The sequence below is a fragment of the Stenotrophomonas sp. S39 genome, from assembly GCF_016624665.1.
Classification (GTDB): Bacteria; Pseudomonadota; Gammaproteobacteria; order Xanthomonadales; family Xanthomonadaceae; genus Stenotrophomonas.
The window spans coordinates 1-19,235 of sequence record NZ_JACVTT010000001.1; the positions used below are offsets into that span (position 1 = coordinate 1).

The 19,235-nt window shown below is 59.7% G+C and carries 19 protein-coding genes; 15 read left to right on the forward strand and 4 right to left on the reverse strand.

Annotated features, from left to right (window positions below; all coding sequences use genetic code 11):
- Nucleotides 1-204 precede the first annotated feature (204 nt).
- The 9 genes from IAE41_RS00005 (at nt 205) to IAE41_RS00045 (ending at nt 9,281) form a co-directional block, all read left to right on the forward strand.
- Nucleotides 205-1,296: a nucleoid-associated protein gene (locus IAE41_RS00005; protein WP_200731498.1), complete on the forward strand. Its 1,092-nt coding sequence runs from the start codon at nt 205-207 to the stop codon at nt 1,294-1,296.
- Between the two features lie 8 nt (nt 1,297-1,304).
- A complete protein-coding gene (locus IAE41_RS00010; RefSeq protein ID WP_200731499.1) occupies nt 1,305-2,720 on the forward strand; it encodes a hypothetical protein in 1,416 nt (471 codons plus the stop codon).
- Nucleotides 2,721-2,766: 46 nt separating this feature from the next.
- Complete coding sequence (locus IAE41_RS00015; protein WP_200731500.1) at nt 2,767-4,491, forward strand: ATP-binding protein; 1,725 nt, start codon at nt 2,767-2,769, stop codon at nt 4,489-4,491.
- Complete coding sequence (locus IAE41_RS00020) at nt 4,484-5,902, forward strand: UvrD-helicase domain-containing protein (protein ID WP_200731501.1); 1,419 nt, start codon at nt 4,484-4,486, stop codon at nt 5,900-5,902. Before IAE41_RS00015 ends, IAE41_RS00020 begins: the two co-directional genes overlap by 8 nt.
- A 318-nt stretch (nt 5,903-6,220) precedes the next feature.
- Nucleotides 6,221-7,366 carry a tyrosine-type recombinase/integrase gene (locus IAE41_RS00025; RefSeq protein ID WP_200731502.1) on the forward strand — a complete coding sequence of 382 codons (1,146 nt, stop codon included), beginning with the start codon at nt 6,221-6,223 and terminating at the stop codon, nt 7,364-7,366.
- A gap of 291 nt (nt 7,367-7,657) precedes the next feature.
- On the forward strand, nt 7,658-7,894 hold the full coding sequence (locus IAE41_RS00030; RefSeq protein WP_200731503.1) for a hypothetical protein: 237 nt from the start codon (nt 7,658-7,660) through the stop codon (nt 7,892-7,894).
- A 386-nt stretch (nt 7,895-8,280) separates the two neighbouring features.
- Entirely contained in the window at nt 8,281-8,463 is a 183-nt protein-coding gene (locus IAE41_RS00035) for a hypothetical protein (protein ID WP_200731504.1), read from the forward strand.
- A 219-nt stretch (nt 8,464-8,682) separates the two neighbouring features.
- Entirely contained in the window at nt 8,683-8,898 is a 216-nt protein-coding gene (locus tag IAE41_RS00040) for a hypothetical protein (RefSeq protein ID WP_200731505.1), read from the forward strand.
- A gap of 131 nt (nt 8,899-9,029) precedes the next feature.
- Nucleotides 9,030-9,281: a hypothetical protein gene (locus IAE41_RS00045; RefSeq protein WP_200731506.1), complete on the forward strand. Its 252-nt coding sequence runs from the start codon at nt 9,030-9,032 to the stop codon at nt 9,279-9,281.
- Nucleotides 9,282-9,395: 114 nt separating this feature from the next.
- Here the strand turns inward: IAE41_RS00045 and IAE41_RS00050 are convergent, their stop codons facing one another.
- On the reverse strand, nt 9,396-9,803 hold the full coding sequence (locus tag IAE41_RS00050) for a BLUF domain-containing protein (protein WP_200731507.1): 408 nt from the start codon (nt 9,801-9,803) through the stop codon (nt 9,396-9,398).
- A gap of 2,164 nt (nt 9,804-11,967) precedes the next feature.
- Between IAE41_RS00050 and IAE41_RS00055 the strand changes: the two genes are divergently transcribed.
- From IAE41_RS00055 to IAE41_RS00080, 6 genes are all read left to right on the forward strand, one after another.
- Entirely contained in the window at nt 11,968-12,402 is a 435-nt protein-coding gene (locus IAE41_RS00055) for a BLUF domain-containing protein (protein ID WP_200731508.1), read from the forward strand.
- 186 nt (nt 12,403-12,588) lie between these two features.
- Nucleotides 12,589-12,771, forward strand: a complete 183-nt coding sequence (locus tag IAE41_RS00060; protein WP_200731509.1) for a hypothetical protein — start codon at nt 12,589-12,591, stop codon at nt 12,769-12,771.
- A gap of 61 nt (nt 12,772-12,832) precedes the next feature.
- Nucleotides 12,833-13,144: a BLUF domain-containing protein gene (locus IAE41_RS00065; protein WP_234458182.1), complete on the forward strand. Its 312-nt coding sequence runs from the start codon at nt 12,833-12,835 to the stop codon at nt 13,142-13,144.
- Between the two features lie 344 nt (nt 13,145-13,488).
- Nucleotides 13,489-13,872 (forward strand): hypothetical protein, encoded by a 384-nt coding sequence (locus IAE41_RS00070; RefSeq protein ID WP_199932148.1) that lies wholly within the window; start codon nt 13,489-13,491, stop codon nt 13,870-13,872.
- A gap of 114 nt (nt 13,873-13,986) precedes the next feature.
- Nucleotides 13,987-14,340, forward strand: a complete 354-nt coding sequence (locus tag IAE41_RS00075; RefSeq protein WP_200731510.1) for a hypothetical protein — start codon at nt 13,987-13,989, stop codon at nt 14,338-14,340.
- Nucleotides 14,341-15,049: 709 nt separating this feature from the next.
- On the forward strand, nt 15,050-17,317 hold the full coding sequence (locus tag IAE41_RS00080; RefSeq protein ID WP_200731511.1) for a methyl-accepting chemotaxis protein: 2,268 nt from the start codon (nt 15,050-15,052) through the stop codon (nt 17,315-17,317).
- A gap of 214 nt (nt 17,318-17,531) precedes the next feature.
- On the opposite strand, the gene IAE41_RS00085 is transcribed toward IAE41_RS00080, so the two are convergent.
- The 3 genes from IAE41_RS00085 to IAE41_RS00095 form a co-directional block, all read right to left on the reverse strand.
- Nucleotides 17,532-17,810 carry a hypothetical protein gene (locus IAE41_RS00085; RefSeq protein ID WP_200731512.1) on the reverse strand — a complete coding sequence of 93 codons (279 nt, stop codon included), beginning with the start codon at nt 17,808-17,810 and terminating at the stop codon, nt 17,532-17,534.
- 40 nt (nt 17,811-17,850) lie between these two features.
- Complete coding sequence (locus IAE41_RS00090; protein ID WP_200731513.1) at nt 17,851-18,084, reverse strand: hypothetical protein; 234 nt, start codon at nt 18,082-18,084, stop codon at nt 17,851-17,853.
- Between the two features lie 117 nt (nt 18,085-18,201).
- Nucleotides 18,202-18,720, reverse strand: a complete 519-nt coding sequence (locus tag IAE41_RS00095) for a chemotaxis protein CheW (protein WP_200731514.1) — start codon at nt 18,718-18,720, stop codon at nt 18,202-18,204.
- Nucleotides 18,721-19,235 lie beyond the last annotated feature (515 nt).

Consider the following 19,235-nt stretch of genomic DNA (forward strand, 5'->3'; position numbering starts at 1 on the left):
GACCTGGGGCCGGGGGGGGGGGGGGGGGGGGGGGCCGGGGGGGGGGGGGGGGGGGGGGGAGGCCGGCTGCCCTTGGGGGGAGTGGATCTAGTCGGTCGAACCGTAGCCGTGGCAGAATGTGACGAATGTCGCACAATGGGCGCTTCTTTGCGTATCAGCTCATGCGATTGAAGGCGACTAAACTCTGCACTGAAGGGATTCGATATGCCTGCCAAGCAAAGCCACCTGTCCGCGACAGAACTACAAACATTGCGCCTTACCCGCGTGATTTTTCACGTGTGGAACCCGGTCCAAGATCCGGTGCTAACCCTGCTGGACGTTGAGGTGTCTTTAGGCTCGGGTACCTACGGGCCGTTCTTTGAGGAGCGGCTAAAGGCGGCCTCTAGAGGCACTCAATTCAAATTTTCAGGCGAACACCGTCCGACTTCTGAGCTTTGCCAGAGGCTCATTGAGGAGACGGAGAATTTTGTTCCCATTTCCAAGGAGCTGGCGTCGGCCTTTAGCTCGCATCACCGTGGCCGGCAGATGGCGGCGGGCGTGATTATTATTGCCTTGGCGGAAGTCGCCACTGCGGAGGGCACGCTGCCACTTGTGTTTATTCTCAAGCTAGATCACCGGCCGGTGCTGACCTACAGTCTTACGAAAGGGGGGGGTGACGTAAGGGCCCAGATCGATCACGTTCTTGATGCGTTGGTCGAGGATAAGGCTGCGGTCCAGCGCAGCGCGCTTATTGATGTCTCTACTCACTTCCTCTGGGACGTTCTCGCTGCAGAGCGCAACGAGGGGGTGGCACCCGAGTTGCGGCAGTTCTTCAAAGCGTTCTTGAGTGTTGAGCCTCGTGAGGACGCTAGTCTGCTGACTCGTCGGGCCGTCACTACAGTCGGCACCTGGGCCAGAGCCCTTTCCTCCGACGACATCCCGGACGGGGAGGTTGCAGCAGAGTATCGAGGCAGGGCAGTGCAGTACATGCTGGATCACGCTGACTTTGATTCGGATGAGTTCATCAGTACTGTCGTGCGTGACGAGAATCCTGAGAGGAGGGAGAGGGTCAAGAGTAGTCTTCGTGAGCAGTTGCGCGAGAGTGGTATCGAGGGCCAGGTGTTCCAGACTCGACCCAACTCTGTTCCTACGGCCGAGCGTCGGACTAAGATCGTCACCGATGCTGGCGTGCAGATCATCTTTGAAGGGGATCGTGAGACGCACCGCGTCGAGGTTCTGGATGATCCCGAGCACGGTTCGGGTGCTAAGAAGATCATCATCCGCGCACGATCCCTTACAGGAGATGGCTTAGTTTGACTTGGGACATGCCACTGATAGCGATGGTGCGTGAGCTTGCAGAGCGCTGCGAGCGCGATGACGGCGCCACGGACACGCTGACGCTTTCCGGCGACGGCGCAAGCTTGCACTTGCTTCGCCCTGCGGTGGAGGCGCTTCAGGGGCGAGGCCTCCCCATTCAGCTAAGGGCTGGTGGCATGCCTGCTGAGATTGATGACATACAACCTACGGATCGCTGGTCATTGATTGCTCATAAGGGCGGTCTTGTCTCCGTATTCGGTTTCCAGCCGCAGCAGGGCGAGAAGGTGGTGCTGTTTCTTTCGCTTGGTGCGTTTGATTCTTGGGCACGCCGTCAGCTTGATTTGGCGAAGGGGTACGAGTGGCCTGACCGATTGACCATTCTGGTTGCCGGACTGGGCAGCGCGGTCTTTGGGCCGCAGTTGCGCTGCTGTGGTCTGGGTCAAGAGGTGCCGAGGTTTGATCAGAGTACATTGAAGCTGTGCGCGAACGCTGTGTCGGCTCTGGTTCGGCTTCCATTGGAATCTTTGAGCCGCAAAGTGGGGCAGGCCATGCTTTCCGGTGGAGACCTGGCAGGTGATGCCTTTGCATGCTTGAGGCTTTGGGCTGAACGCGATATCGCCCAATTGCTGTCCAATGAAGTAGTCCAGCGTGGTGGCGGCCTTGAAGTTCTGCTCAGGGGCGGGCGGCGAGTTTCCATGCGACTGGAGGTTCCCGCGGACGCCCCCTCTCAAGAGCAACTGCAGCGAGTGCAAGATGCCGCAAGCTGGTGCTTCGCGGAGCACCGGGATGCTCGCCATTCGCTCCTGGTTGATCGCCTTGCTCTTGATGCAGAGGAGGGAGGAGGCTTCATCACGTTTCTGCGTATGTCCTTGAAGTCATCGCTCCAAGATGCCCGCGATCGCTATCGTCTAGTGGTGATTGAGAAAAAGGATGCAGCGATCAAGGAGACCCGCGACATCTTGAAGGAAGTCAGGACTCAGGCGGATGCGTATGCATCTAAGGTCCGTGACCTCACTACTGCCTTCTTGCGTGATCTATTGGCTGCGACTCTCCTGATCGGATTGGGCATGCTAGGTCGTATGAATTCCGATGGATTGGGAAAGCTCTTGGAATCGACGGCTGTCGATGTCTTCTTCAAGTTCCTGGCGGGTTACTTCGTGTTCGCCTGCGTCGTGCAGATATCATCAAATTGGCGAGATCTACATCTGACGACCACTGAATTTCAGCGCTGGTGGCGTATCTCCCGCACGAGCCTTCCTGGGAGCGAAGTTGATCGAATCCTTAGCGACGTCATTACGCCTCGTCGGCGAACGTTCTACATCGCACTGGGTGCTGTGGCGTTTTTCAATCTAATGATTGCTGGAGCGCTTGTGAACTGGAAGGTCATTCTTGACGCCATTCTTGCTTCGCAGGCGTCTGGTTAGGCTATCGAAGAAACTTGATACCTGTCCCGTATCTCACGGAGGATGAATGGCACGGATTCGGAAGATTGAGATTGAGCACTTCAGGTCAATTCAGTCGCTAGTCTGGCACCCCGGGCCTGGCATCAACTGCTTGATTGGTCCCGGGGATAGTGGCAAGTCAACCATCCTGGATGCCGTGGACTGGTGCATGGGGGCGCGCAGGAGTGTGTCCGCTTCAGACACCGACTTCTACGGGCTAGATGTATCTCGGCCCATTGTCATCACGCTTACCCTGGGGGAGCTGTCGGACCGCTTGAAGAGTTTCGAGGTCTACGGTGACTGCCTGCGTGGCTTTGATTCACTTACGGACGAGGTTCATGACGAGCCGGGAGCGCGACTTGAGACGGTCCTATCCCTTCGCCTCACCATCAATTCAGATCTGGAGCCGATGTGGAGTCTGTACTCCGAACGTACGGCGGCCGCCGACCCTCCCAGAATGCTGCAATGGAAGGATCGTGTTGCATTAGCGCCGGTTCGGCTGGGGCAGCATCCCAGCTACCACCTTTCGTGGACACGTGGTTCTGTACTCAATCGACTTAGCGAGGAACGAGCTGAGGTCGGCGCGGCACTGGTACAGGCAGCCAGAGATGCAAGGCATGGATTCGGAGCCCAAGCAGCACCTAAGCTGTCTGAGACGTTGGGCAAGGCCACAGAAGCCGCTAGGGTGCTAGGTATACCCGTTGGAACTGCAGTGACGGCATTGCTCGATGCCCATGCAGTTTCATTTGGTGATGGAATGGTTGCTCTGCATAGTGAAGCAGGTGTGCCCTTGCGGAATCTTGGTACGGGCTCGGCGCGCCTGATGATTGCTGCATTGCATCGGGAGGCTGCCGGTGATACAGGGCCGTTGCTGATTGATGAGGTGGAGCACGGGCTGGAACCCCATCGGATCCACACCTTGCTCGGGAATCTCGGAGCCAAGGCCAGTAGTCCTGTAGCACAAGTTTTTATGACTAGCCATTCCCCGGCCGTTCTCTCCGAGCTCAGCGCGCCTCAGTTGCGCGTGGTAAGGGCTGCTCCAGAGGGACATCAGGTGCTGTCCCCTGGTACCAGTAGCGCAGCTCAGGGGGCCATCCGGAGCTATCCCGCAGCTTTCCTAGCCAAGACAATCCTGATCTGCGAGGGTGCGAGCGAAGTGGGTTTGCTCCTCGGGATTGACCGTGACATGGTCGACCGAGGGGGAGCCTCGCTTAAGTCGCTCGGGATCTGGTGTCTGGAGGCGGGTGGTGGAGATGCTGATCGTGGATTTAGCCGCGCAGAGATATTCCTAAGTCTCGGATTTCGCGTGGCGGTTTTTCAGGACAACGACAAGGCCCCGACAGCTGCGGCTCTACAGAAATTTGTCAAGAGCGGTGGAGAGCTCTTCACCTGGCGAGAGGGGCGTGCATTGGAGGACGAGCTTTTTGCCAGCCTTCCTGCCGCTGCGGTCGGCGCCCTCTTGGACAAAGCTCAGGAGTTGACTGAAGACGGGGTCGTCAATGCTCACATTGCGACGGTCTCCAATGGAAAGCGCACATTGGAAGACGTTCTACAGGAGGGCCGCAGCGGCAGCTACTCCGACACTACGCGAGAGTTGCTTGGTCGCGCATCGAGGATGCGTAAAAACGGATGGTTCAAGTCAGTTGGAAAGATGGAGATGGTCTCGCGCGAGATCGTCTGCCCCAACGCCCAGGAGTCGGACACAGGATTCACCAGCGTTGTGAGGCGTCTCCTGGAGTGGTGCCGTGACTGAGCTTGAGCTGGACATCTTTGCATCAAGGCTGGGCTCAGTTATTGCCCCTGCCGGCTGCGGGAAGACTCAGCTCATAGCTGACAGCCTACGGCAGTACAAGGCGGTCAAGCCAGTTCTTGTGCTGACGCATACCAACGCCGGCCGCGCCGCGCTTGACAGTCGGATGGAGAGGGCGGGCGTGCCACGCAGCGCGTATCGATCCTTTACGATCGATAGCTGGGCGGGCAGGGTCGCTTCAAGGTTCCCGCTGCGGACCGGGGTGTCAGCGAGTGTACTTCGCCATGAAAACAAGGCTCTCGACTATCCGGCCATTCGGCAAGGCGCTTTGCGCGTTCTGCAGTGTGGGGATATCAACGATGTGTTGGCGGCGACCTACCATGGCGTGATTGTGGACGAGTATCAGGACTGCTCCCTCGCTCAGCACGGCATCATTCGGGCACTGTCAGCCCCGCTTCCTGTTTGCGTTCTAGGTGATCCGTTGCAGGCTATTTTTGGATTCCGCGAGCCGACAGTTGATTGGGACCTGCATGTTCGTGCCGATTTCCCCTCGGTCGGTTGCCTGTCTATTCCGTGGCGTTGGCGTCGTGTTGGAGCCGAAGCGCTTGGGGAGTGGCTGCTTGACGTCAGACGGCAGATCTTGGCTGGATCGTCGATCTCGCTTGACGGTGCGCCTAGATCGGTGCGGCACATTCCGCTTAGCGCCATCGAAAAGACAGCGAATCTTCAACGCATGGAAGCAGCGAGAACGCGGGCGCCGAACAAAGATGGCAGTGTCCTGGTCATTGGCAGAAGTGAGACGCCCGAGACTCACCGGAAGCTGGCGAGCGCTACCTTTGGTGCGTCTGTGGTTGAATCGCTTGATCTAAGGGATCTTTCCCAGTTCGCCGCGAGTTTTGAGCCGACAAAGTCTGACTCGCTTCAGGCTTTGCTAGATGTACTGGGCGAAATGATGACCAACCTAGGCGGAGCCGAACTTCGCCGTCGTCTGGAGACACTAAGGGCTGGCAGGGCAAAGAAGCCCGCCAGTCAGCTTGAGGCGGGCTGCATCAACTACCTAGCGGCTCCGTCGTTTGAGGCAGCCTCCGTGCTTGTTGAAGCTCTAGAGGCGAGCCCAGACGTGCGGGTGTACCGATATGAGGCCCTTCGGGTCTTGAAGTCTGCTCTCCAGTTGGCGTGTGGCGGTAGCGTTTCCTTCTATGAGGCTGTTGTCAGGGCCAGAGAGTCCAATCGACACACAGGCCGTCGGGCCGGGAGAGTTGCCGTCGGCAGTACGCTGCTTCTGAAGGGACTGGAGGCCGACATGGCCGTGGTACTTCACGCTGGGGAAATGGATCCGAAGAATCTGTATGTCGCGCTCACGCGGGGGAGTCGCGGAGTGGTTGTTTGCTCGAAAGCCAGCCGTCTGCTGTGAGCTACAGAAGTGAAGCACTTACGTAGCTTTGCATTCTTGGAAAGCATCGCCTTGCCTAGCCTGAACGCGTTCCTCGGGCGGTCAGAGGGTCACTTCTGTACCCTCCGGCTGCAGGTGATCGTTTGCCAGAGACGAATCGCTGGATTATAGGATTGCTTCACCTTTCGGCAGGTGTTGAGTATCTAGGCACGTTGATGCACGTTGGAACTTGGGTGGCTCAAGCGGCCACCGATCTCGCATCGTTTGAGAGCGCATCGTGTAACTTCTTCAATTTTACGTGCTGCCGCCTGTCTGGTGGCAGCAGAGGGCCAAATCGGAATGAGCGGACAATCCTCTCCAGTTGAGCTCTTGGGCATAGCGAGTGGCCTAGCCCCCGAGCTGGTTGACCCCGATGCAGGCGCGCCGCGTTTGCCAGCAGGGGCGCAGCAGCGGCTTCCGCATCCATCTTCCGCGTTTGAGGCGATCCAGGTAAGGCTGCAGGCCTGGGAGGTCGAGTACGAGAGAGCAAAGAGCAGGAACACCATCAAAGCACTGCGTGACGACTGGGCCAGTTTCACGGCGTGGTGTGGTCGAGCACGAACATGGTCGCTGCCGGTTACACCAGGGAGTCTGGTGCGTTTTCTGGGCGATCAGGTCGTGGTCGGCAAAAAGGCTGCGACGCTTCATCGGTACATTAGTAGCATCCGCACGGTACATAAGGCTGCGGGCTTGCGTAGTCCCACTGATTACCCCGACTGGGCGTTGGATTGGCAGGCACTGCTCGACGACCTGACCAGATTCAATCGGGCAGCTCCGGACCAGGCGACTCCTCTTACCAGGGAGCACGTGGCACAGATTCACAACAGTCTTGGCAGCAGTTTGCTCGATCTGCGCGATGCGGCGCTACTCGGCGTAGCCGCCGATACCCTTTGCCGTGAGTCCGAACTGACCCAACTTCGCTTGGAGGATTTCCAGTGCACTACGTCAGGGTGGATTGTGCGCGTGTCCACTGCCAGGGCAGGGCGCTCCGGGGGTCGTATCGTGGTTGATGAGCGTGATGTGAGCGATGAATCCAAAGCGGCGATCGACGCTTGGTGTGACGCCGCAGCGATCACCGAAGGCTTTCTGTTCGTTCCGTTAGGGCGAAGCAGTAGCGTGAATCCAGCTACATTGGACCGCAGCAGACCAATCAGGCCGAAACAAGTTGCTCGGATCATCCGTCATCGCGCATTGAAGGCCGGGGTGCCCGGCGCTGCTTCCATGAGCGGCCACTCCGCGCGGGCCGGCTCAGCAATGGACATGATCGAGAACGGGGCGACTGTCCATGACGTGCAGCTCGCTGGCGGCTGGCGGAGCCAAGAGACGGTCCTGAGGTACGCAGAGGCGGTCCACCGTTCTTGGAGTAAAGATAACGTGACCTCCGACGATGCGGAACTCCGTAAGTCGGTCTCGCGTCGCAAGCCTGGCCGCGGGGGGGACGTCTAGCTCAACCGAAGGCAGGGTGTAATGGAACGGTCCTTGGGCTGAGTTACCCGTTCGGAGCCAGAGGAATAGCCGGCTGTCCCTGACTGGAACGTCCGGTTGGAAACGAACGGTGCGGGCCGGATTGAGTCTTAGCCTGAGCGCGACTTCCCTATCACCTTGCACTTGGCCCACGTTGACTATTGCAGCAACACCAGGCGAGCCCCTAATACGTTCGTGCGCGGGACTGTAACAGATAGATTTGACCGTAACCGGCACGTGTTACGGTTGAATATCGATGTTACGGTCGCTTGTATGAGCGACCTCGACGCCGTTGCTCGCTATCTCCAGGAACTACGGCCCGTCGTGGTCGGTGAGCTCGAACACTGGCCCAGTTCCACGGCGCGGACCCCGTCCCACTTCATAGCCAGCCTGTTCGATCTGGCTGAGATTGATCTGCTGGGCCACCGAGTGCTGCTGGGTAACGTCCCGACGGAGGCGGAGCCGATGACACCCTCTCGACTGATCGGGCAGGGGCATTCGACTGGCTGAAAGGCCGACTTGAGGGTCGTTCTCGTACTCTTGGGGGGTGTCGCGCTACATCCGCTCCAGGCTCATCGAGTCTCGTTTGGATTTCGTTTTGCCTGGCAGCCAGCTGTTCGCTCCGAGCTCTCTGATGAGCCTGCGTGAGCGCGATTCGTCTCCACCGGTGTCCCTGTGCGTTGGGGAGCAGCTAAGCCATCCGGCACAAGCGGTTCTGATCGCCGCATTGCTGCGGCCCGACTTGGAAGGGCGAGGCATCCCTAGGGGCATCCCGTGGGCTCCGCTCGGCCTGGCGCGCGACGCAGGCTATTCGAATATGACCGCCTCGCGGGTCGCCAGTGAACTGGAGGCGGCTAATCAGGTAAGCGTTCAGCGCGAGGGACGAGGGATGAGGGATGAGCCTGCGGTTCCTGAAAACGCGCCAGTCCTCGTGGCAGGTTGCGCTGCCGCGGCTGCGCTCGCCGGCAATGCGCACCACCTGCAACGGCAAAGGTGGGATGGCCATGCTGCCGGCCGATGATGGAGCCAGTCGCCCGCCATGGAGGAGACAAATGCCCGGTCGTGCCCTGTTCGCCTAACCAGTAACGCACAGATCCACATTGGCGACCCAAGGCTCAAGCTGCTCTACCTATACATAAGGCCCTGGGAAGAGTCGAGAAGCCGGCATTGTCCATCCGATTCAGTAATCCGACACAACTGGCAGTGTTAAACCCTCAAACGGATGTTTGAATGACGTGCTATAAGCTGCTTTAGTGGTTTCGTGCCGCTTGAGAATAGGGCTGAGCGAAAGGGGCGAAATGCAAGCACAGGAAGATTGGTATCTAAAGATCAGGGCGCGGGACGTGACCGTCCGCGTGGTGCTGGCTGGGATCGGCCGCGGCACAATGACCAGCTTCCATGTGATGTATGGGCCCAGCCAAGCCGGTCTGGAGATTCTAGTCGAGTCGTATCAGGACGCAATGGTCAAAACCGAATCGCTGCTATCAAAGATGATGGGCGAGGGGTGGTATTGACGAATGAAGCCGACTCCTGGCTAGCGACGGCCTCCGCAGCCAACGCAGATCCGGCCGTTGGGGCCGTCTAAGGCCTCTCTTGCCTCGCTCATCCGCGTAAGATGCTTGCAGCCTCCCATTGCAAACCATTCATGAAGACAGAGGGCTTCCGCCACACCATGCGAGACACGATGGGTGGACATACCTACGTTGTCACCATCACCAGTCCGACCGATGAAGTATTCCGCTACTCGGCGACCGTAGACGGTGTGGACATTGAGGTACGGGAGATGAGTGTCATACGCAACAAGGGCGACGCTATGCAGCTGGCCCTTGCCGCCGTTGAACGGCACATCGCAGACCTGTCTCACAAGATCGCTCGCGATTCGACCACGGTAAGTTGATAGCATCAGCGTTGTTCTGGAGCTCCGGTTCTCGCAACCGGCTGTGGCTACCCGCCGTGAGTGGATCTCTGGCGCGCGTGGGAATCAGGGCCTGCCTCGCCCTGGGCCGCGGCCTTACGCCATGACCTGGCGCAGAAGCAACAAGCCACCGACCGGATTGCCGGCGTGATCAAGCGAGCGGTCCAAGCTTCCCCAGGGGGCCACGAACAGCCGATCCAGCACAGTGTTAGGCTGCATAAGGCAGCTCATGTCCCAAGCCGGGAAGCGCCGGGTTTCGATTACCGATTCCCCAAGCACATGGAGGTTGGTGTGGTCTTCGCTGGCCCTGATGCGTCCAATGGCGCCTTCGATGCCATCGTTTGGTCCCTCCACGTATTGGAGAAAGCGGGTTCCATCGAAGAGCATCGCTCCTGTCACGCCGGCTAGCCGGTTGAAGCGTTGTGCACCGCGCACGATCTGATGGAGGCGGGTGGAATCAATTCCCGCGGCGGCAACGCTTCGGTAGGCGACGGCTCGCAGCATGGATGGGCTCGTTTGAAGTGGATTGAACACGATACTCCCTGGTGGTCCGTCGCGCTTGGCCTATCCAGTCCATCGCCCACCTGACTAAATCGGCTTCACGTGAGGCTCAGCAGTGCAGCACGCTACCTTCTCCCTCGCCGCCTGATGCTAAGCCATACGCCACGGTTGGTAACTTGAATGTGCGAGCGGGACGCGAATCAAAGCTGTGGTGCGGCGGGTGAGACTGGACGGTTTCGCTTGGTCTGGGTCGAGCGCGAGAGCGCGGGTCCGCAGGCGGTTTCCAAAGTGCTGAAAGTCCACGCCCATTGCCACATGTGCGACAGTGATTTCGTTGCAAGCGAGCCCATTGGGCTGACATCGATCTCCGGTGGCGCCGTGCTGAGCTGCAGCCATTGCAGCAACCGCCAGGCGATAGGTCAGAGCCTCTTCGACGATCTCCCTCCAGCATCACGCTGACTGGCGCTTCGATCGACGCGTCAAATGCCGCTGCAAAGGCGATCCCGGCGGCACTGCTTGATCCAAAGGCGCCAAATCTCCTCCAGGCCCAGCATGGCACTCACGTTGCACCCCGGACAAGTGACCCAGACACCCGCGTTATCCGTCTGCAGTCCGCCACCGATGGTGACGGTGGACCTAGCTCGGCACGCTTGGCAGGTCACCAGGATAGCTGCAGATTCAGCCCTCGCCCCGTTGCTTAGCAGTGTGGGATCGACTTGGTGGATTACAAAGACGGTCGAAGATTGCATTGAACGGTCAACGCGAAGAGAGAGCGCTGTAGGAAGCGGAGCGAGCAGTGTGGGGTGTTTCTGACCAGAGATGAACAGGGTGACTGATGAATACGGGCGCATTGCCTGAACTGTTCAATCAACACGATTCCCGGTCTCCAAGCACAGATAGGAGGTCAGAAGTGGGCGGTTTCAACGGCAACAAATGACGCGGCTGGCCTTCACGCCGATATCACGCGATTGTGGCGATCTTCACTTCTAGCGGACAGGGGACTGCTGAGCGCCAATGGCCCGGGCGCTCAGAGGTGCTGCCACCCCGCGGGCCTGCAGGACCCCCGCCATGGACCTCCTTTTGTCTCTTGCTCTTGTGATCTTGGCCGCCGCAGCCGCGTTGGGGTTGATCCAACTCGCAATCGCGCTTTTTAAAGCGCCGTCCTGTCGGCAATGGCTGCGCCGCGGAGGAGCGAAATGATGCGTTCGTTTCGCTACGCCTACCAAAAGGCTCGCACTTGGCACAGCTCCGTGCCGACATCGATTTGGGCCGGATTCCGCTATTCGCTGACGGGCGACACCGGCTATTTCAAGTCGCACGGCGGATGGCGTCTGTCTCGCGTGCACCGAGCGTCTGAATCGGAAGGGGAGTGAGCGCCTCGACGCACCTGGACGCTTCGGCTGAGCTTGGCCAGATCCCCAAAGGATAGGCCCTACGCTGCCCGCTGGTTTGTTTCGCCCAGATGGCGGCCATTCGTGGTGCTGTGAGCCCACCCACCCGTGTGGCCGGAATGGTGGGCAGCGCGTAGGCGTTGCTCTCACCGCTGCCGCTGTCTGATACTGATCCCGCCCGCCGATCGAAGCTCCCACCCCGGCATTGCACGGGGGGGGCAAGCGGAACGAATTGATCAACCCGGACAACAAGAAGCCCGATGATACGCAGTAAGCTTGCTCACAAACGCGTTCTCGCCCAGGGCGGTCCCGTTCTGGTCTGGGTGACCTCGTTTAAAGAAAAGTATGTCTTCACCGCCAGTGGCATCGGGATCCCTGGACAATACGGGGTGGAGCTGCGGCAGGACACGAAAGCAAGTCGGAGAGCGCTGCAAGTGCGCTTTGCGGGATCGAAGTTTCATGAGGTGTTCGTGAGCGATGAATCCGCCTCAGTGATCAGTGTCCATCGGTCTTTGACGTCGGCTGGGCCGCGAGATGGAATCTTTTTTCTCTGCAGCACTTCGGTCGTTGAGGCCGCAGTCCTCGCACACCTCGGGGCGACGCTGCCAACCAGGGCGACTGTCTTGCAACCAGCTTGATTAGGGATGGTCCTACCCATGGCGCACGCTTAAAGGTTCAGGAATACCGCAACGTTGAAGCGCGCCCGCCTGCGTTTTCTACACAGCTGATCCACTCTTGACCGGCCTACACTGGTGCCCAGTTGGAGGTGGCCCTCAATGCCCAAGTGTGCGGTGGTGTTCGTGAGCGCGGCGGTGGAGGGCATCGGTGATGAGCGCTTGGCCGAAGTCATGCGTGCAGGCCGGGAGTTCAATGCCAAGTGCGGCTCGCATGCAGTCGTATGCTTCGACGGCAGCAGGTTTTTAACGTATATGGAAGGCGCAGCGAGTGCGGTGGCTGCCAGCTGCGTTTACACCGAGTCCGTCACCCTGCATACCGAAATCGTCGAGCTGGCGCGGGGATCCATCCAGCAGTTGCGGTTCCCTGCGCATGCATTGCTCTTCCTGCCGATTTCAGAAGCCGAGCTCAAAGCACTGATGAGGTCGAACTGGGTGAATTTTTCCCAACGCTTCGGAGGGAAATTCATCCCAGAAACGGGGATGGAGCGGCTTGCCGCATTGGCCGGCAATCGTCTCGATGACGTCCCGCGGTGATGGGTAACGGATTTCCTCTGTAGGCCGCCCGATTCACGTTGCACAGTGGAAGCAGGGGAGTCATCAACTTGAGGCATTCGACAGGGGCATGCCATGCGGTTGGAATTTACTCACAGCCACATCTACCCAGGGGCCACTGCGTCCCTGACAGGCGAGCAGGCTGAACCGGGCGAGAGATCCACCTGCTTGGTCGAACTCAGTGATGGCGTGGTCCTCTCGACCAGTTGTCTGATTCAAGGGGGTGAGATCATGCTCTCCATGCCGGACTACCTGACCGCCCGTGGGGCAAAGATTCCGGCAAAGGACTGGGTGCTGCGGAAGGATCTGGAAACCGGCGCCTGGAAGGCAAAATCAAAGGTTGCCGTGTAGCACTGGTTGCTCTTCCCAACCCGTCAAGTTGTTGGGTCTGAAGCAATCTTAGGAGCGTGTCATGCCAAACCGTGCGGTGGTTTTTGTGAGTGAGGCCAGCCCCTACCTTGGCCTTGGGCGGCTGGTTGAGTTGATGGCCGATGCGGAACGGTTCAACAGGCAGGCCGGCGTGACCGGGGTGACCTTGTACGACGGGGCCCGGTTCCTGTCCTACATGGAGGGTCCACCGGATGGCCTTCGCGTTGCCTACGCCAGGGCATCCGAAGCGCGCAGCCACCTGAACTTGATCGAGTTGGCACGTGGACGTGTCTCGCAACGCCGGCTGCCGCGGTGGCCGATGCGGCTGTTTGAGGCCAAGGAAGGCCAGCTGTAGAGCATCGCGATGGCAGACTGGGCCAGCTTCGCTCAGCGGGGCGATGCGGACGCAATGAATGCAACGGCGATGGATCTCCTTGTGCGCTTCACGGGAGGGCCGTCTGCCTCCGTCTACGTGCGGCTCCTCTCGAAGCCACTCAGCGAAGGAGGGGCGAAATGAGCATCGCGGCGACTGGTCTGCACCCGGCGGAAGGATGCTGGGGGCTCCTCTCGCGCTCCCGATGACGCGTTGGCAAAGCTGAGCAGATTCCGTCTGCCGAAAGCAGAAGTCGTCCCAACTGGCTTGAACCAGCTGCTGACCGTGTGGAAAATTTGACCCGACCTTGTGGAACGGCAACCCACATGAACATTCTCTTCGTGGACATTGAAACCTCCATCTGTGAGGTGGTTGGAGTTGGACTAAAAGAGCTCGGCTATGACGTCGAATGCTTCGAATCCACCTCAGGAGCCTTGCGCGCAGCGCAAGCGAGGCACGTCGACGTCGTCGTTCTGGATGTGCCCGCCAGCGCTGCCGCCCGACGTAGTGCATACAAGTTGGCAGACGAACTTCGGCGCGATGGCATCGCTTTCTTCTTTACCTCCACGCTTCATCCGAACGATGTGATCAGCCGGCACCGGGATCGGGGTGTTTTGTCCAAGCCCTACGGCGTCAAACAGATCGCTGCCTGGATCGAGGCGCTTGGCAAAGATGGCAGAGGCGAATCGGCCGGCGCGCGCGTGCGTTAGCTGACTGGTAAGATGCCCCCGCCCTCTGGAGTGCATTGGACCGCAGGCTCTACTCTTTACAGTGGGTTCGCAGGAAGCGAACGTCGCTGCTGCACATAAATGCCCGCCACTTGCATGATCAGAAGCACTGTCGTTCAGCGCCGTCACTTTCAAGACGGCGGCCAGATCGTTGTCCTGCACACCGCGTTCAAAGACTGGCGCCTGTATACCTCCTTCGCCATTGGTTTTCCCGGCGCCAGCAATCGGCCGCTTTCTGATCGAGCGGAGCAGGCCAGGCGCGCGCTGTTGGCCGCGGCGAACGAGATCAAAGGCCACAGTTACCAGGAAGCCTTCGTCAGGTCTCCTTTCGCCGCGCTTATTTCCATTCACAGCGCGTTGAGTGCTTCAAGCCACGGCGACGCCGTTTTCTTCCTGTGCGCCGACGAAGCCACGTCGGACGCGGTAGCCAACGCCCTAAAGATCGATTGAGCGTCAGCCGCCATATCCTGCCTGCTTGCCTTGTCAGCTATCTGGTGATGGCCATTCGTGCCGCCAGTGATGGGAGTGGCCTGGCGGCGTCCCTTCGGTTGGATGCCGGCATCCAGGCCCTTTCTGCCTCTTAGCCGCCGAGAGCTCCGAGGCCAATTGGCGTCCCAGCGCCTGACGCTTCCGGATGACACCGTGCGCTCAGATGGAACAAAGCGTGTTAGTGGTGCGCGCGACGTAAGCGCTTTTTTGTCAGTATTTCTTCCTTTTTTCACTCGTCCTTCACGAGACGGGATCGGCTCACGCGGCTACCCCGGTCTAAAGCACTCTTCCGAGAGCACAAAATCTAGAAATGGTGCCGTCATTTCACGCATTCTTCACGCGATCTCCCATCCGCAGTTTGGGGGGACTGTAAGAGTCTTTGGCCTGCCTCCCATTGGCTTCAGTTGCGGCGAGCAGCGCCGCTACTTTGCAGTCGGCCCCGCTGGCTGAGGTCTGGACGGTTTGTTCAAACCCGCAGGATTTACGTCGTCCCAGCGGAGGGCGCAAGGCTGCTTGCGGGCAGCTGATTGCTGGTGGCGCTCGCACCAACTTGCGGGCTCTAAGGAAGTCGTTGAAACAGGTTTTGGTATGCGATGGATGCGACTTTACCGAAAACCAAAAAGAGCATTCGGTACTCCATGGCGCACCATTACGAGCAGGATCAAGCCTGATGAATTGGTTCAGAAATTTAAACATCTCCAAAAAACTGATGCTGGCATTCGCCATAACGACCAGCATGACCTTGGCGTTGGGCATCTTCACTATTGTCCGCGCGTCACATTCGAAGCAGGAGTTGTCCAGGATTGAGTCCGTCTGGGCGCCTGGCAGCTACGCCATCGGAGAGATGCGCGCGCAGTTCGGCGATCTCCGCATCTACGAAACCTCCCAGGTCAGCGAGGCCACTTCCCCTGAGGCCGTCAAGCAATACGAACAGCGGATCGTGGCGGGCAAGGCCAAGATCAACGAGCTGGTGAAGCAATACGAGCGGTCCTTCGCCGATGGCGAAGATGCCGCGTTGTTCAAGCCGGTCAGCGCTGCGTTGAGCGATTACTTTGTCATCCACGATCGGCTTCACGCCGCGCTCCTCGCTGGCGATGCCGAGGCCGCGCAGACGATCTCGGTGACAGAATCCAGGGCAAAGCGCGTGGCGCTGTTCGACGCCATGGAGAAAGTCAGCGAATACAACCTTCGCGGCATGAAGGCGGAACTCGCAACCAACGCAGCAAGTCTCAACAACCTGATGTCGATCACAGGTTTGGTCGTGGCGGTGCTCTGCTTAGTTGCAAGCGTGTTGGGTTGGGCGATCAGCCGTTCGGTCACCCGTCCCATTGGTGAGGCGTTGGCCGCTATCCGCAGCGTGGCCAATGGCGACCTCAACGTGCGAACCGACTACCAGAGCCGCGACGAGGCAGGCCAGATGCTGCTCTCCCTCCGTCAAATGGTTGCCACCTTGGAGCGTTTTTCGAACGACACCAAGGTCATGGTCAAGCTTCACGAGGCCGAAGACATCTCGCACCGGATTCCGGAGGACCTGCCCGGTGTCTACGGCGAGCTGGCCAAGGGCATGAACACAATGGTGTTTGAGCACCTTGAGGCCATCCTGGATGCCATCCAAGTGCTCAACGAGTATGCGGCCGGTGACCTGCGGCGTGATGCGCGACGCCTGCCAGGCTCCCGGGCGGTGCTCCACGAATCAATGGACGCTGCCAAAGCAAGTCTGTTGGCGATCAACACGGAGATCAAGCGGTTGGCAGTGTCGGCTGCCGACGGCGACTTCTCCGCTCGCGGTGACACGTCTGCGTTCCAGCACGACTTTGCAGTGATGGTTTCTGACCTCAACCGTTTGATGGAGACAGCTGACCACAGCCTCAGCGCCGTCTCCACCTTGCTTCAGGCCATTGCCTCTGGCGACTTGACCCACCGCATGGAAGGCGACTTCCGCGGCGTCTTTGCGACGATGAGCCAAGACGCTAACGCGACCGTGGCTCAGCTGACCGATATCGTCTCCCGCATCCAGCAGGCATCCACGGCGATTAATACCGCGTCGACGGAAATCGCGGCTGGCAATGGCGACTTGTCGCGACGCACCGAACAACAAGCGGCCAACTTGGAAGAGACGGCGGCGTCCATGGAGGAGCTTACCTCCACGGTGCGCCAAAACGCCGAGCATGCACGCCAGGCCAGCGAGTTGGCCAGTGGGGCCTCGCGCGTGGCCGGGCAGGGCGGTGGAGTGGTCGGAAAAGTGGTGGAGACGATGGGGGACATCGAAGCCTCGTCACGCCGCATCGGGGACATCATCTCCGTGATCGATGGCATCGCTTTCCAGACCAACATCCTCGCACTCAATGCGGCCGTGGAGGCCGCTCGAGCCGGGGACCAGGGCAGAGGGTTCGCTGTGGTGGCCTCCGAAGTGCGCACGTTGGCGCAGCGCTCTGCCTCTGCAGCCAAGGAGATCAAGGGGCTCATTGAGGACTCTGTGGCCAAGGTCGCTCAAGGATCGGCGCTGGCTGACCAGGCTGGCCAGACGATGTCTGAGATTGTCAGCTCGGTTGAGCGCGTGTCCAACATCATTGGTGAGATATCTGCCGCCTCTCAGGAGCAGGCGTCGGGCATCGAGCAAGTGAACCAGGCTGTTTCTCAGATGGACGAAACGACCCAGCAGAACGCCGCGTTGGTGGAAGAAGCGACCGCCGCTGCCCGTTCCATGGAAGACCAGTCGGTACAGCTGGCAGCAGCTGTCGCGGTCTTCAAGGTGAGTAACGGCGCGCAGGGAAAGACGCCACCAACGGCCAGGGCAGGCACGGCCATGCCGGGTGCCGAGGACGGCTCCCGCCTTTCTCAACCCGCCTACGCAGGCAAGCCAACACCGCCGAAGGCTTTGCCAGCTCGTCCAGCACGGCAGGTATCTGCGGACGCAGCGCACTGGCAGGTGTTCTAACCGCCCGTCCAAGGCGAACGCGTGATGGCTCGCAGAGCACGGTCGCCCGAAGCTGCCGCTGAAGTCACCGTGGGGGAGGCCGCTTGGATGGCGGCCTCATACTCGCAAGCGCGCCGAAAGCTCGGCGCCTTGCGCCGCGAGGCGAGCGGGGGGCAAGGCGGCAATGGCATTGGCCGAGGTTGCGACCGCCCGGTGGCCACTCCGCTTTGGTGAATCATCGGCTCGGGGATGGGGGTATGCCAGCCAATGGTTCCCTCAGGATGCCCAGCCAAGGCTCCACGATCTCCTCGAACGCGAAGACATGGTCCCGGTGCTGGTCCATCCCCTGGAGGTAGTGCCGAATGCTGCGCTCAAACTCGTCTGCGACGTTCGCGTTGCCCGCGTTTGTGCGAAGCAGGAGTACTGTGGCCGCTTCCATCGCCGCGACGCGAATGTGCATGCGGCCCATCGCCTCTTGAAGACGCAACAACGCGTCCCTGACCTCATCGTTCACCGAGCCCTCCAACGAGCAGGCACATCAATGCACAAGAGAATCAATGGCTGCTGCTTGAGCCCGGGATCGTCAGACGAGCACGGTTGGCGGCGATCAAAAGGGCATTGCCAATTCTCTCCGCTTGCGTCGGAGTCATCGTCGAGCCGCACATGGTCGAGTCACCGGCCGCATTGCGAACTTGGTAAAGCCCGAGTGCAACCACTGCTGTTTCGGCGTCAATGCCGACTTCAAACCCGTCCAGTGGGAACCACGTTGCTCCGTCGAATTTCTCCATCGAGCGCCTCATGCACGGAATCGCGTTGTCAGCTAGAGATTACCGCAAAGCGTGGAACTTGGGACGCGCACGCGTCGGTTGCAACTGAAAGCGGCAGCACCGTGCAGCATTCGGCAATCAACCTGAATCGATCTCCAGCCGTTGCTGAATGGATAGGGCACGAGCCGGGTCAATGACGGCGACGCGTTTGCCGTTTCCCAGCTGCACGCCCTGCGGGCAGAGCTCAGCGAACCGGTCGCCGTGAGCGGGAGGCTCGGCACGCCAGGCAGACAGGCTCTCGATGACCAAGACTTCGTCCACTGCAAGGGCGAACAGCTGAACCGCGGACTGAACCAACAGCATTGCTGGACAACCCGTCCCAACTGCCTCGCCCCCGATGATCAAGCCCAAATCAACCACAGGGACGTCTTGCCCTCTGATGGAGACTACAAACTGGCGGTCCCGGGTTCGGGTCAGCGACTCTGGTCCGCGTATTTCCACGGCCGACTCGACATCCACACCGAACAAATCGCAGCCCACACGCACAATCACCAGCTCCAGCAATGGCTCTGGTGAGGCCTGCAGAAATGGATCGAAAGGCAGGGGAACGGTCAAGGTTTCTGTGGGCAGCAAAAGACCAAAGGGCGGTCGCATCATGCCCTTAATGTGTCGCCACCGTTGCAATTCATGCCCTAGGAAATCCGAAGCGTTCAGATTGGCAGGCCAGGGGCCTCACTCTGACAAGACTTGCCCCTCGTCCGAAGACGATGGGTTAGAGATGGCTGTCGCGTCCGTGCCGGCCATTCGCTTCATGAACTCTTCGAACCTCATCCGGCTCACCGCTTGATGGTTTTGGCTGTGCGGGCACACCATCACACCGGCGCCTTCTAAGTCCGTCAGGCCCTCGCCCGGTGCTAGCAGCGAGGTGAGACCACAGCTGCTACAAGTGGCCTCAACAGCATGGAGACGCGCGAGAGCGCCGTCGGAGGTCAGTTCTCCGTTGACAAAGCGAAGCAGAAAAAAGCCGGTATTAGCCACGGGTAGGGTCCTGAAATAGGCCAGAGGCAGTCAGCGGCCTCAGCGATCTCGGAGACTTCCTGAAAGCGATACGCACGCTGCAGGATCCTTCCGCGTGCTTCCATCCGGGACGGCTCGTCGGCTGGAAGACCGAG